The 13026-nt window shown below is 60.2% G+C and carries 13 protein-coding genes and 2 pseudogenes; 12 read left to right on the top strand and 3 right to left on the bottom strand.

Features of this window, described 5'->3' with window-relative positions; genetic code table 11:
- Positions 1-2: 2 nt before the first annotated feature.
- From ACOCG7_RS05550 to ACOCG7_RS05560, 3 genes and pseudogenes are all read right to left on the bottom strand, one after another.
- A pseudogene (locus ACOCG7_RS05550) lies at positions 3-779 on the bottom strand (NmrA family transcriptional regulator); the annotation flags it as partial.
- A gap of 137 nt (positions 780-916) precedes the next feature.
- A pseudogene (locus tag ACOCG7_RS05555) lies at positions 917-2131 on the bottom strand (IS701 family transposase).
- Positions 2132-2379: 248 nt separating this feature from the next.
- Positions 2380-3276 (bottom strand): LysR family transcriptional regulator, encoded by an 897-nt coding sequence (locus ACOCG7_RS05560; RefSeq protein WP_073432362.1) that lies wholly within the window; start codon positions 3274-3276, stop codon positions 2380-2382.
- A gap of 144 nt (positions 3277-3420) precedes the next feature.
- Between ACOCG7_RS05560 and ACOCG7_RS05565 the strand changes: the two genes are divergently transcribed.
- The 12 genes from ACOCG7_RS05565 (at position 3421) to ACOCG7_RS05620 (ending at position 12569) form a co-directional block, all read left to right on the top strand.
- Positions 3421-4074 (top strand): hydrolase, encoded by a 654-nt coding sequence (locus ACOCG7_RS05565; RefSeq protein WP_073432363.1) that lies wholly within the window; start codon positions 3421-3423, stop codon positions 4072-4074.
- A gap of 50 nt (positions 4075-4124) precedes the next feature.
- Positions 4125-5615, top strand: a complete 1491-nt coding sequence (locus ACOCG7_RS05570) for an alginate export family protein (protein ID WP_200799529.1) — start codon at positions 4125-4127, stop codon at positions 5613-5615.
- 139 nt (positions 5616-5754) lie between these two features.
- Positions 5755-6216, top strand: coding sequence for a VOC family protein (locus ACOCG7_RS05575; RefSeq protein WP_073432364.1), 462 nt, complete (start codon positions 5755-5757; stop codon positions 6214-6216).
- 142 nt (positions 6217-6358) lie between these two features.
- Complete coding sequence (locus ACOCG7_RS05580) at positions 6359-7399, top strand: LLM class flavin-dependent oxidoreductase (protein ID WP_073432365.1); 1041 nt, start codon at positions 6359-6361, stop codon at positions 7397-7399.
- A 32-nt stretch (positions 7400-7431) separates the two neighbouring features.
- Positions 7432-8304 carry an SDR family NAD(P)-dependent oxidoreductase gene (locus ACOCG7_RS05585; protein ID WP_073432381.1) on the top strand — a complete coding sequence of 291 codons (873 nt, stop codon included), beginning with the start codon at positions 7432-7434 and terminating at the stop codon, positions 8302-8304.
- Between the two features lie 200 nt (positions 8305-8504).
- Positions 8505-9470 carry a tyrosine-type recombinase/integrase gene (locus ACOCG7_RS05590; protein WP_421377111.1) on the top strand — a complete coding sequence of 322 codons (966 nt, stop codon included), beginning with the start codon at positions 8505-8507 and terminating at the stop codon, positions 9468-9470.
- Positions 9467-10408, top strand: coding sequence for a tyrosine-type recombinase/integrase (locus tag ACOCG7_RS05595; RefSeq protein ID WP_073432367.1), 942 nt, complete (start codon positions 9467-9469; stop codon positions 10406-10408). Before ACOCG7_RS05590 ends, ACOCG7_RS05595 begins: the two co-directional genes overlap by 4 nt.
- Positions 10405-10563, top strand: coding sequence for a hypothetical protein (locus tag ACOCG7_RS05600; protein WP_159442608.1), 159 nt, complete (start codon positions 10405-10407; stop codon positions 10561-10563). Before ACOCG7_RS05595 ends, ACOCG7_RS05600 begins: the two co-directional genes overlap by 4 nt.
- A gap of 456 nt (positions 10564-11019) precedes the next feature.
- Positions 11020-11307: a DUF1488 domain-containing protein gene (locus tag ACOCG7_RS05605; RefSeq protein ID WP_083086161.1), complete on the top strand. Its 288-nt coding sequence runs from the start codon at positions 11020-11022 to the stop codon at positions 11305-11307.
- 580 nt (positions 11308-11887) lie between these two features.
- Positions 11888-12034, top strand: a complete 147-nt coding sequence (locus ACOCG7_RS05610) for a hypothetical protein (RefSeq protein WP_227470925.1) — start codon at positions 11888-11890, stop codon at positions 12032-12034.
- A 104-nt stretch (positions 12035-12138) separates the two neighbouring features.
- Positions 12139-12306, top strand: a complete 168-nt coding sequence (locus ACOCG7_RS05615) for a hypothetical protein (RefSeq protein WP_167363317.1) — start codon at positions 12139-12141, stop codon at positions 12304-12306.
- Between the two features lie 56 nt (positions 12307-12362).
- Positions 12363-12569, top strand: a complete 207-nt coding sequence (locus ACOCG7_RS05620) for a hypothetical protein (RefSeq protein ID WP_073432370.1) — start codon at positions 12363-12365, stop codon at positions 12567-12569.
- Positions 12570-13026 lie beyond the last annotated feature (457 nt).

A 13026-nucleotide genomic window follows, 5' to 3' on the forward strand; every position in this document is an offset into this window, starting at 1 on the left:
GTTCAGATTCCGGTACCGGCTTCGAATTGGTTGCGGTGCTTGGAAACGAACGCCTGAACGGTCATCGGTGCCTTCCCTGTGAGTCTCGCAATAACCTCATCTTCGCCGGAAAAAATGCCGTCCTTGTAATCAACGGCGATGGCGCAGAAGTGTTGGATCAGAAATTCCGGCAGGCCCGCATTCTCCAGGCGCTCGCGGTATTGTGGGATGGTCGATGGCTGATAGATAATCTCGCGACCCAAGACCCCGCTTACCGCTGCAGCGATTCCGGACTGATCAAGCTCGACTGGTCCATGGAGGTTATAGGTCTTTCCGGCATGTCCATCTGGGGCGGCGAGTATTGTCGCGATCAGGCGTGCCTGGTCCTCCGCTGCAATCGGCGCATGGCGACCCGCTCCATACGGCAGGTCGATGATCCCTTGTTCGATAATCGCTGTGCGTGAGTGCGGATACAACAGCCATTGCGAGAAGAAGGTGGGACGAAGATGTGTGGTCGGAACACCCGACCGGTCAAAGATGCGCTCGGCAATCCAGTGGTCGCGTGCTGCGTGGCTTTTTGAATCCTCTCGTGCAGAGATCTGCGACATATTGACGATGAGCTTCACGTTTGCCCGCCTGGCCGCGTCGTCAAAATAGGCCATTGCTGGAATAATCCCTGGGCGAACCGGATAGCAGAAGTACGCTGCACTGACGTCGGCGAGCGCCCGGATTGCATCGTCATGGACCAGGAGATCGCCGACAACCACCTGGGCGCCCATGATCCGCAACGCCTCTGCGCGACTATCGTCCCTATTACTACTGTGTTAACAACTACTCGGTTTTCCGGCCGCAGCACGGGCACCGTTCAAGGCAAGCAAGTAGCGCGGCAGCAAGCTCCAATCGCAACGTTGTGATTGAATCCGCCACGTGTCGCTGCTTACGCAGGGGCGCCCCGGGGCCGGAAGCCTTTGGGTAAGGAAGACACCTCGCCGAGTAACCGATGAGCTGGAGTTTTTTTGCACCACCAAACGTTCAGTGACGAGAAAACCGTAAGCCGCTATGCACAGCGTCGCGTGGTGGTGAAAGCCGCGCCAGCTGCGTCCCTCGAAATGCCCCAAGCCGAGTTCCTGTTTGAGCTCCTGGTAATCGCGCTCAATACGCCAGCGCAGTTTTGCGAGTCGCACGAGTTCCTTGATTGGCGTATCAGCCGGCAGCGTACTGAGGAAATACCTGGTCGGCTCGACTTCTGCCGTGGGCCACTCGATGAACAACCATTGCTCCGCGCTGGCCTCGCCTGGCCGGGCTGCGCGGGAGGCGCAATGCACCCGTACCGCCGCAAAACGCGACGACAAGGCGCAGTGGGTGCCTTCGCGCCACGTGACAGTGCGAAAGCGTCGCGACGGCAATTGCATGGCCAGCTCCTTTGCTTGCAGCGGCGCCAGCGCTTGCGACTGCAAGCTGACCGTCCCGGTCACCCCGACCATATAAGTGAAGCCCATCGCCGTGAGTTGCTCGCGGAACTCCGTGCTCGCCCCGTAACCGGCGTCAGCCAGAACCAGTTCGGGCAGCGATTCCACTTCGCCGAGGTTCTCAAGCAGTTGCAGCGCGAGCATCGGCTTGGTGACGAACTCAAGCGCCTCGGGCACTTTGGCATGCTTACGCCGTTGCGGGTCATCTGCCCAGCTTTGCGGCAAATACAGTTGGTAGCGCACCGGCAGACTGAAGTGTTCATTGGCAAGCGAGATGCTGACTGCGACCTGGCAGTTGTCCTGCTTACCCAATTGGCCGCAGTACTGCCGAGCGACCCCGACCGAGTGCTTACCCTTCTTCGGAAAGCCGGTATCGTCAATAATCAGCGCCTCAGGCGAACCCGCGCGCCGGCTAATTCGCTCAAGTACGTAACTGCGCACCGCATCAAGCACCAAGTCGTCCGACCACGGCGCATCGGCCACAAAGTGATGCAGACGTTGATGTTCCGAACGCACCCGGTCTGGCGACAAATGCGCCGCCATGGGTTCAACGCTCTTACGCTTAACCGGCAGCATCAACCCCGTGCAGTAGCCGCGAAACGGCTCGACACGGTCAGCGTGTCCAAGCGACTGGGCCATCTCAGAGACACGTACTCCTCGAACCGCTTCGCAGAGATTTCCATCGCTCTCCTCATAACGCAGTTGAAGACAAGCGAATAATGCCTTATTTTTTAACACAGTAGTACTAGGTGCCCAGACACGGCTTCCGTGGATCGGATTGTTCGAGCGTTCCCGCAGAGGATGCGACATCGTCATTGACGATAGCGTTTTGCCATTCTGATAGGCGCTTCGTGCTGACATCGCGATAACTGCCAACAGGATCGTATGTAGGCTGGCCGTGCCCTTTGTTCGACCCCGACAGCCGCAGTCTCTATGTCGAGAGCGCTTTCGTACCCTCGGTCGAGCGCCCGAAACACTCGATCAGCATCTCGGTGAGGACCCGAACCTTACGCGACGGGTGCTGTCCCGGGGGCCGTACGACGTAGATGCCGTGCTCTGGAATAGGATGATGCGGCATCACTTGCACCAGCGCGCCCGAGTCCAGATGCTCCTGGATCAAGTCGTTAGGGAGAGCTGCGATCCCGATCCCTGCGACCGCAGCGGCAATGAGGGCAACGCCGTTGTCGGCCTTGAACCGACCCTGCGGCCGCATCGTGATGACCTTGTCACCGACCGTAGCGAGCCATGTCTCGGTTCCCTGCATCAGCGCCTGATGGGTCACGAGCTCTTCAGGCGTTTCGGGGGATCCGCATTTCTCGATGTAAGCCGGCGACGCGACATACTTACCGATAAGCGGGCCAATTCTTCTTGCGATCAGGTTGGAATCGGGCAGCATGCCGACGCGGATCGCGCAATCATATCCCTCTGCGATCAGGTCGACGAACCGATCCGTATAGGCCGCGTGGATGTGCAACTCCGGATAGCGCCGCGCCATGTCGGCGAGGACGGGCGCGAAGTGCGTCGGTCCGAATGACAGCGGCGCTGCGACGCGCAGGCGTCCTCTCAACTCGCCCGCCGGCAGAACAGTCTCTTTGGCGAGGTCGATCTCGGCAACCACCCGCGCTGCGTATTCCCGGAACGTCGCCCCCGCTTCGGTGAGCGCGGCACCCCGCGTGGTGCGGGCGAGGAGCTGGACACTCAACTCCGCCTCGAGCCGGACGAGCCGCCGGCTGACCATCGATTTAGATATGCCGAGCCGGCGCGATGCAGGCGTCACGCCACCCGCATCCGCGACTTCAACGAACGTCCGCAAATCCTCAATTTCCATTCAGCGTTCCCCTTCGTGCGACACAGCATATCATCCGGCGATGCTACCGCACCGGAAAGGGGAATGGCAACATTCGAACCGGGGGCGTCGTCTCGTTCGATGCCTCAGCGATCCACGAAACCAATTTAGGAAGGAAGACCCGCCATGACATTTCGCAACGGCCTAGACTCGCTTCTTCGCCCCGAAGATTCAGTGCTCGTTCTGATCGACCACCAGCCCTATCAGCTCGCAAACCTGAACAGCCACGATCCGCAGGCGGTGGTCAACCTCACGACGGCGCTGGCGAAGCTGGCAAAAGCCTTCAATGTTCCGACCGTTCTCACCAGCGTGATCGCGGGTCGCGGTGGCGTCCTCTTCAAACAGATCACCGACGTCTTCCCGGGCCAAGAGGTGATCGACCGGACTTTGGTCAACACCTGGCAAGACGAGAAGGTCGTGGACGCGGTCAAGGCGACCGGTCGCAAGCAACTCATTGTCGCGGGCCTGTGGACCGAAGTCTGCGTCGCGATGCCTGTGATCCAGGCCGCCGGCGAAGGTTGGGACGTGACGGTGATCACCGACGCGTCGGGCGGCATTTCGAAGGAGTCTCACGAGGTTGCCGTCCAGCGGATGATCGCGGCTGGCGCGAACCCGATGACCGTGATGGCGCTTGCTGGCGAATGGCAGCGCGACTGGGCGCGTACCGAGCATGTCGAAGAACTGACCGAGATTCTCATCCAGCACTTCGGCGGCAGCGGCATTGCGTATCTGTGGGAGCAGCAGCTCCTCAAGACCCCTGTCGAGACCGACGCGGGCTGATCGCAATGGTTGGCGAGTATCGGCCAGGCGCGCTGTTGAGAGCCGGTGTCATGTCGATGCTCGCCATCACCATGCTACGGGTCAAACGCGCAAGACGTCTTCCCTCCCGCGATGGCGGTCAACGCAACTCTTCGCTGGCGAATGCCGGATGGCGCTTGATGTTCGTCGCGGCCGCTGCGGCGATACCGTTCGCGGCAAGTGCGCAGGTTTCGACCAACGTGGAACGCGCCCCGACACTGACAATCGAGCGCTATTCGGAAGATTGGTCATGGCTCGCCGATCCCGCGAAACGGACGGGCGACTGGGCGGAGCCGTTCAAATACATTCCGCTGAACGACGACGGCTCTATTTACCTTACAACTGGCCTCGAGGCACGTTCACGCTTCGAAGGCTACGATAATGTGAACTGGGGGGCATCGCCGAACGACAGTTACGTCTGGAATCGCCTGATGCCTTACGCCGATCTCCACGTCGGCAACGTCCGGTTTTTTGCGATGCCCATCCTTTCGGGGATTTCAGGGACGGATCGGCCGAAAGGGCCGGCGGACGCGACGGGCGTCGACATGCTGCAGGCTTTTGTCGACGTGGATTTCGCCCTGGCGGGCGATGACTCGCTCCGTCTATCGGCCGGGCGGAAGCTGGTGTCATTTGGTTCGGGACGGTTCATCGACAGGCGCTACGGAACCGGCGTTCCGCTGCCGTTCGACGGATTTGAAGCGATCTACACCGGCAAGACACGCCAAGTGACCGGCTTCTACCTTCAGCCGGTCGACACAAGGCTGGGGGACTTCAATGACCGACGCTCGCGCAACAAAGAGGTATGGGGCGTCTACGCCACACAGTGGCTCGACGCGACGCATTTGAACGGCTTCGATGTGTATTACATCGGCCTGGATGATCAAAACGCTGTCTTCGATCAGGGATCCGGCAGGCAACTGGCGCACACCTTCGGTTCAAGGATCTTCGGAGACAATGGCACCTGGTATTGGAACGTCGAGGCCGCGTACCAGCGCGGCACGTTTGCCGGCCACCGATCGGAGGCGTGGGGTGCGGGGTTCGAGACGCGGTATCGCTTCCGGGACACGTACCTGCGGCCCGAGGTCGGTCTCACGGCCGACGTCGTATCCGGCGACGGTGACCCAAACGATGCGAAGCTGGGAACACTGAATCCGCTTTTCCCCAACGGCAAGTATTTCGGAGCATTGTCGCCGATCGGTCCAAGAAACCTCATCCACGTCCGACCATCGATTACGGTTTATCCGCACGAGAATGTCGCGGTGTCGCTGACTGGGGTGGCTTATTGGCGTCAGAGCACTCACGACGGAATCTACTCGATCCCCGGATTTCTGGTGCGCAGCGGCAAGGATAGCGACGCGCGGTTCATCGGAAAGCAGATCGAACTTGGCGTAAGCTGGCAGGCGACGCCGAACTTGAACGTCACGGGATCGCTCAGTGCTTTCCAACCCGGTGACTTCATCCGTGACACAGGCTCGGCGCAGACCATCAAGATGATCGGCCTACAGACGACTTTCAGGTTTTGATGTGCCGCCGCTCGCATTCAATGCGGTGCTCGCGGGATGCGGTCTTGCATGATCCGTCCGTGCCACTCTGCTGACAGGTGACTTCAAGGCGATGCCAGTCGTCGCCGACTAACACCCGCCAATGTAAAAGGGATCATCAATGGCTGACTTCATACCGCCAGCACCCAACGGCAATTCTCCATTCGCTGACATGCGCGGTCACCACGTGGCAGTCCGCACCCCTGATCTGGAAGCCTTCAAGCGCTGGTATGTCGAGGTGCTCGATTTCCGCGTGGTGGCCGAGTGGCAGGTTGACCAGTTGACGCTCGCCTTTATCGCTCCCCCGACAGACGATGATTTCTACATCGAGATACCCGGTGGATCAGCACCCGCACCGCAGGACGCGCATCCATTCACGGACCTTGAGAGCAGCTTGGCCTATGCCGGTTATCACGACTTCTGTCTGAATGTGGCCAGCATCGAGACGACCGTGGAGGAGCTTCGTAGGCGCGACGTAAAAATCGTCGTCGAACCGATCTTGGTCGAGGCTATCAGCCGCCGAATCGCTTTCTTCGCTGACCCCTTCGGAAACCTGGCTGAGTTGGCGGAGGTGCTCGCGTGATCCCTGCGGGACCGACCATTTGCCTAGGGCGCAGTCGGTCAGCTTTGTTGGGTAGGGAAGACCGGCCATCCGGCGCGGTCGATCAATGCCCGATCGGCATAGCCAGGAAGCTGCTCGACATGAAACGGAAGGAGTATCTCCCATGGAAATAGACATCGACAGCTTTGCGGCGATCCTGCCCGATCCCACGACCGGCGCGCTTCCGTCGGCGACAGATCGTATGGCGGACCTGCTTGACGAGGTTGAGGTCGCCGACCGTGTCGGGCTCGACGTGTTCGGCATCGGGGAACGCCATCGCGTGGAATTCCTGGATTCCGCGCCGTCGATCATTCTCGCCGCGGCCGCTGCCCGCACCAGCCGTATCCGGCTGACCAGCGCTGTGACGGTGCTGAGCGCTGCGGACCCCGTGCGCGTCTTCCAGGAATTCGCGACGATCGAGCTGATCTCCAAGGGTCGCGCCGAGCTCGTCGTCGGGCGGGGGTCGTTCGGCGAGGCCTTCCCGCTGTTCGGTCTCGATACGCGTGCCTATGACGACTTGTTTGCGGAGAATCTCGAGCTCTTCCTGAAGCTCGGCGAAACGAGCCACCCGACCTGGCAAGGTCGATTCCGGCCAGCACTCAATGGTCAGGGAGTCTTCCCGCGGCCTCATCAGCCACGCCTGCCGCTTTGGGTCGGCGTTGGTGGTTCGCCGCAATCGTTCGCGCGCGCCGGCACCCTCGGCCTTCCGCTGATGGTGGCCATTATCGGTGGGACGTTCGAGCGGTTCAGGCCGGCGGTCGATTACTACCGCGAGGCAGGCGCCGAGGCGGGACATGATCCTGCCAAACTCAAGGTCGGCATTCACGCGATGGGTTTCGTCGGTGAGACCGATGCCGCAGCGCGCGACGCCTTCTTTCCCGGCTGGGCGCACCTGACCGGCAAGGTCGGCCGCGAGCGCGGTTGGTCGCCGCCGACGCGCGCGCAGTTCGACGACATGGCCGGTCCGGAAGGCGCGTTCCTGGTCGGCAGCCCGGAAACAGTCGCGGCGAAGATGCTGCGCGCCAGCGAAACGCTCGGCGGCGTCTCCCGCATCACTTTCCAGATGAGTACCGCGTCGCCCGAGACGGCTGCGATGAAAAGGTCGATCGAGCTCCTCGGCACTGAAGTCGCTCCCATCGTGCAGGAACGCCTTCGAACAGGATGAGGCTTCCCACCTTCGAGCAAAGGGCGCACGACATGCCGACGCAGATTAGGCAGACTAGAAGGCCCGGTCGATCCGTCGTGGTAACGGGTGCAGGGCGAGGGCTCGGACGCGAGATCGCGCTTGGACTCGCCGCTAAGCGCTACATCGTCTTCGGCACCGCCAATTCGTCACAGGAGGCGGAGGATCTGCGGCGTGCATCCAACGGGCGTGTCAGTCTGGCGGTGTGCGATCTGAAGAATGCGGAGCCGGTAAGTGCCTGGGCTGCAGGCGTATCCGAGGCGATCGGCGCTTCCGGGCTCGATATTCTGATCAACAACACGACGCACCTGTCCCCAGGCCCGCTTGAACTTCTCCCACTGGAGGAGATCCGGCAGGGTTTTGAAGTGAATGTGTTCGGCGGGCTGGCGGTGATCAACGCCTTCCTCCCGGCATTGCGGATGGCGCACGGACGCATCGTCCAGATCAGCTCATGGACGGCGGACACGCCTCGTCACTTTGATGGCGTATCGGGCGCGTCGCAGGCGGCCATGGAGGCCTTCTCGGCTGCCTACCGGGCAGAGCTGAAGCCCTTCGGCATCGACGTCATCGTCGCGTCGATGAGCGATCTCGAAGCGGCCGGTTCGCGCGCGACCGCGGCATTGGCGCAGATCGACCACAGCATGACGGCGGCTCAGCGGAAGCTCTATGGCAAGCGCCTGCGCGTCTGCATGGAGAAGCTCGCCGGCTCCGCAGCGCAGGGCGAACCGACCACGGTTGCGGCGCGGGTGGTCGAGCTATCGATCCAACGGCATGTGCCGCCCAGATCGTCGATCGATCGTGATGCGGAACACATGATGCGCGCTATCCGCGAACAAACCGACGCGGAACTGGATGCGCTTCAAATCCAACTGGCCGGACCCAACTGAGGGTTGACCGGGATTCGTTAATATCTGAAGCTTAAGATATTCGCGATTACCCTCAACGGGAAATTAGGCGAAGCGCCATGCAGACGACGGCGCCACCGCGATTTTGCAGGCGGGATCGCGCGAGACGAACTGGGTTGCAACGGTTCGCATAATGTCCTGCACTTTTCCTACCGGCCGTGGTGGCCGGTAAGGAGAAGATCATGGCACAGTCTGAACTGACGTGCGGCAAGCAACGTACCGAGACGCGCACACGTTCGATTACGTGCGCGGCCGAATTCCTCAACGAGTTTGACGCGTATCTGGGCGCCGTCAAGGGCCTCGCAGAGGGCACCCGCCGGAAGTACGGCCGGTTTGTCCGAGGCTTCCTGGACGTCTGGTGCAGCGACGACCCACCGAATTGGCAAGACCTGTCAATCGAAGATTTCCGCGGATATCTGCACCGCGAACTTTCGAGCAAGAGGCGCCGACCATCGAATTCGCCAATCGTCGCGCTGCGCGCGATGCTGCGGTTTCTCACCGTGATGGGTCTTGTGCCGTCCGGTCTCGAGGAAGCACTACCTCGAATCAGGAGATGGCGTCACGCGACGCTTCCAGCCAGCCTGACGAACGATGATGTGGAACGGCTCATCAAGTGCGGGGTCGACGCTGCTACGTTTCAGCCGCTGCGGAACACAGCAATCATATTGTTGCTCGCCAGAACCGGGATGCGGGCTGCTGAAGTCATGCACCTCAGTCTGGATGACGTGGACTGGGCCGACGGCATCATTCATATCCGAGGTGCGAAGTCCCGCCGTGACCGGGACCTGCCGCTCCTCCGCGACGTCGGGCGTGCATTGCTCGCTTACATCAAACGAGAACGGCCTCCGTCGTCATACAGGACGATCTTCCTGCAAGCGCTACCGCCGGCCCGACCATTCACAGACTCGAGCGCAATTTCCAGGATCGTCCGCCGGGCGTTGAATCGTGCAGGTATTGCCTCCGCACGCGGTGCTGCACATCTCTTACGCCATGCCGCGGCAACAACCATGCTGACGCGTGGCATGAGCTTCAAGAACATCGCCGATGTGTTGGGTCATCAGTCCCTCCAGTCCACCGCCACCTATGCAAAGCTCGACATGCCTTCGCTGGCGCGCATCGCCATGCCTTGGCCGAGAGACAGATCATGAACGGTGAGGAACTTCGGGATCTGCTGATCCGTTACGTCGAACACCGCAAGCTGCTGGGTTACCGGTATACCCATGGCGGGGTCCTCACACGCTTTGTGCAAGACCATGCCATCGAGCATCCAGGTGAATCAATCAAAGCCAAGGAGGTGCTCGAATGGGTCACGCGGGTTCACCGTGCTCCGCCAACCCAGGTGGCTATTCTCAGTGCCCTGCGGGGATTTCTACGCTTCGTAAAGGCTATCGATCCGGCAACCTCAGTCCCCGACAATCATCTGCTGCCATCCCCGCGTCGCAATCCCCCGTACATTCTGAACGAGGAACAATTGCAATCGATCCTGCACGCAGCAGCGACGGCGCGACCGAAAGGAGGGTTGCGCGCCGACGCTTATGTCGCGGTACTGGGGCTGCTTGCCAGTTCCGGGCTACGCGTCGGCGAAGCATTGCACCTCAAGGAACGCGACGTGCACTTGCGGAATGAGCCGCCCCATGTTGTTCTACGCGAAACCAAATTCAAGAAGTCCCGCATCGTAGCTTTGCACCCGACAACCGCTGTTCACCTCCAGCAGTATGCCGATCGGCGGGAGCACAAATGTCACGCAAGGCGAGCACCGTTGTTCTTCGTCACAGATTTCGGACAAGCCCTCGATTACGACACCCTGTCGCGGTGGTTCTCATGTGCGACGGCGAAGCTCGGATTGCATCTACCCGATGGGCGGCGCCCGACCTTGCATTCCTTGCGGCACTCGTTCGCCGTTCGTCGCCCAACGCAACGGTACGAAGATGGGGCATCGGCCGCCGAACTCGCTCCGACGCTCTCTGTCTATCTTGGTCACGTCAGTCCCAGAGAGAGCTACTGGTACGTCTCGTCAACTCCTGAGCTACTGGGCATCGTCTCGAACCGATTCGCCGCATTCTGCGGCGTGGGAGGCCAATCATGAAGAATACCGATACCCTTGTCGGGCCACTGCTTCAGCTCCTGGAAACAGTCCCCGCTTCTGTATTTCGCCGGTCAGGTCACTTCGCTGCTGCGCTGGACGCGATCAGCCGTCATCGCGAGATGCGTATGTTCGATAACAGTGTTTGGCTGCGTTAGCGGAGTTAATGGACACGATTAGCGCTCCAACGGACACCATTAGCGGAATTTGCGAACTTCAACAGCTACACACGGCGGTGGTCGCCATTTGGATGATCAGCGCCTGCGGATGGCGGAGCAAAAAGCGCTGGACAAGCGACTGGCGGTCGCCGTCCGAGCGAATCTTCGATGTCGACTTGCATAACGTTTCGGAAAACTGAACAAGGATTTCAGGTAAATAAAGACGTCGGTGCCAGCCAAAAGGTATACAGTGGGGAGACCGGTCGCCCATGAGCGACCTCCAGCTTAGGGGCCCCACATGCGATCGCAACTCAAACCCGCTTTGGCTGCAATTGGCAGGGAGAGCGAGTACGCCGTCGAATGCAGGACGCGTGCTCATATACTCGACGCAGCGGATGCTCTGAGAGCAGAGAAAAGACGCGCCAGTTACGCCATGATCGACTCCAACGCCACTAAGTGGCGCTACTCGGCCGTGTACGAGAAAAACTGATCGCGTTGCTTCAATTTCCCAACCCCAGCCGTAGCTACGATGCCTCCCGACATTGCGTGTGTTTCTGGGGGTACGACAATTCGCGGGAAATCACCTTCATGGTCGACGACGCGATGCTCAGAAATCTGCAGCCTGGCGTTGGATCCGACGAGCGCTCGGTGCTTGGCGCCTTTGACGAGCTTCGTGAAAAGGTTCTCGAAATCGCAAACAAGCAGTATGTCGCCGGGCCACAGAACCGGTATTTGATTTCATGAGCTACAGCCCTGTCGCGAGAATGTTTCCTGATCTGTCAATTCCCGGCTTCGTGGAGCGCCCTATACACCTTTAAAGGGGGCGACGCCGCTTGGCTTGTGACGGCGATCAGGGGTGCCACCATCGCCTGTGCTGCATTTAAGAGCAAGGTAGCCTGAAACGGCCTTTCGTCCAGGCGCCAGCTCAACGGCAGCGTCCGAGGCGCAGCGGTCGTTCGTGCCACCGTTCCGGCGGGATTGCGAAGCGAGCATGGATTCGACGCCGTAGTTGGCCAACGTCCCGCCTGCAATAAGACTCGTACGGAAGATCCGCGCTGGCCCGGATGGTGCAGCGCCCGGGCATGTGCCGGCTCGCCACCGTCTCCAGATTGTTTCTGACGTGAATCTCGCGCCAGCGGCCGCCACAAGAGATGCGGGCGAGTTCGCCTGACGGCGACGGTCGAGAAAGCCTGTCTCGCACTATGCAGCTGCGAGGTTCGCGCGAAACAAGGAGCGTTGAATGAAGATGGCTCCTGCTATTTCTCTGGTCACCTAAAATATAAGCATGCGTTTGACCTCAAAGGGGGTTGCCATGAGCCAGTCAATGATCAGTTTTGTAGTGGGGATCGTGGTGCTGCTATGCGTCGCGATATTCGCAGCGGCACGATACAGGCGAGAACACAAGGACGAGCCGGTTACCCGTTGGCTAGACGCGCATCCGATCAAGGACTGGCTGCGCCATAAGCACTGAGTGATTCAACATGATTTTTGGAAACGCTGGGGCGCGCGCGTGCTATTTCTCTATCGTGCGGTCTGTCGCCTGATGTAAAGCGAGAACAGATTGAAAAGGATGATATGACGTACGCAATGTGGGGAATCGCGGTCGGGCTGGCGCTGATGTTCGGCGTGTCGCTGCAGCGGTACAGGCGCAGCCTTCTGCGCAAGCGGGAGATCCGTTGGATGGGTGAACACCATGTATTGGACAGGCTACGCAAGCAATTGGGATTGTCGCTCCAGAAATGACACGCGCTGGGCAGATTGGCAGGTTGCAAAGACTACTTTTTGGAGGAGTTGGCGAAATGACCATGAATTACGCAGGCAGGTCGCACGATGAAGCCATGGCAGCGCGGCACAGGCAGAAGCAAAAGGCACAGGAACAGGCCGGCGGCGAAATGGCGATAGAAGGAACGGAGGCCGACGCGGAGCATAGTTGCGGCGAGCTCTCCGAGCGGGGAAAGCAGGTATGGCGAATTGGAAGCGGGATCAACGGTGGGGGAAAGGAGTGATAGGGCCTCGTCGATGCGATGCAGGCGGAAATTCTCTTCGCCCGCCATCGTGAGCAGGCCCCATTCCCGCCACTCCGGCACCATTGGACCCACCCGTCTACGCGGTCTTGAGAGGCGTCACCGCAGCCTCCCGCTACCTCAGGCATGTCTGTGTGCTGCACCGTAATGAAGCGGGAAGTCGAGCGCCTGTTGCCGGATTTGAAGACCCTGTGACTGAGACGTAAACTCGTCACGGTTCATCCCGGTGACCGTCGGGCGGTGGCCTTGCCTGATATCAATGCGCGCTCGACTTCATCGAATACGTTAAGCAGTCGGGTTACGCGCCTGGTTCCGTCGGGAAGCAGACTCTGCTGCGGCGATAGCGACGAAATGCGACGCCGCCAGTACGCTAGCGCGAGGGGATTTCCGTGCACAAGTAACGGAATGATCCGTTCGAGATGCGTCAGGTCTCCTTCGA

Origin of the sequence: Paraburkholderia sp. DD10, assembly GCF_049177125.1 — a bacterium.
Lineage (GTDB): Bacteria > Pseudomonadota > Gammaproteobacteria > Burkholderiales > Burkholderiaceae > Paraburkholderia > Paraburkholderia terricola.

Excerpts from the sequence above, each read along its gene's own strand:
- ACOCG7_RS05590 (WP_421377111.1), top strand. The coding sequence starts at position 8,505 with ATGGCACAGTCTGAACTGACGTGCGGCAAGCAACGTACCGAGACGCGC.
- ACOCG7_RS05600 (WP_159442608.1), top strand. The coding sequence starts at position 10,405 with ATGAAGAATACCGATACCCTTGTCGGGCCACTGCTTCAGCTCCTGGAA.
- ACOCG7_RS05615 (WP_167363317.1), top strand. The coding sequence starts at position 12,139 with ATGACGTACGCAATGTGGGGAATCGCGGTCGGGCTGGCGCTGATGTTC.
- ACOCG7_RS05610 (WP_227470925.1), top strand. The coding sequence starts at position 11,888 with ATGATCAGTTTTGTAGTGGGGATCGTGGTGCTGCTATGCGTCGCGATA.
- ACOCG7_RS05570 (WP_200799529.1), top strand. The coding sequence starts at position 4,125 with ATGTCGATGCTCGCCATCACCATGCTACGGGTCAAACGCGCAAGACGT.
- ACOCG7_RS05580 (WP_073432365.1), top strand. The coding sequence starts at position 6,359 with ATGGAAATAGACATCGACAGCTTTGCGGCGATCCTGCCCGATCCCACG.
- ACOCG7_RS05620 (WP_073432370.1), top strand. The coding sequence starts at position 12,363 with ATGACCATGAATTACGCAGGCAGGTCGCACGATGAAGCCATGGCAGCG.
- ACOCG7_RS05595 (WP_073432367.1), top strand. The coding sequence starts at position 9,467 with ATGAACGGTGAGGAACTTCGGGATCTGCTGATCCGTTACGTCGAACAC.
- ACOCG7_RS05560 (WP_073432362.1), bottom strand. The coding sequence starts at position 3,276 with ATGGAAATTGAGGATTTGCGGACGTTCGTTGAAGTCGCGGATGCGGGT.
- ACOCG7_RS05565 (WP_073432363.1), top strand. The coding sequence starts at position 3,421 with ATGACATTTCGCAACGGCCTAGACTCGCTTCTTCGCCCCGAAGATTCA.
- ACOCG7_RS05585 (WP_073432381.1), top strand. The coding sequence starts at position 7,432 with ATGCCGACGCAGATTAGGCAGACTAGAAGGCCCGGTCGATCCGTCGTG.
- ACOCG7_RS05575 (WP_073432364.1), top strand. The coding sequence starts at position 5,755 with ATGGCTGACTTCATACCGCCAGCACCCAACGGCAATTCTCCATTCGCT.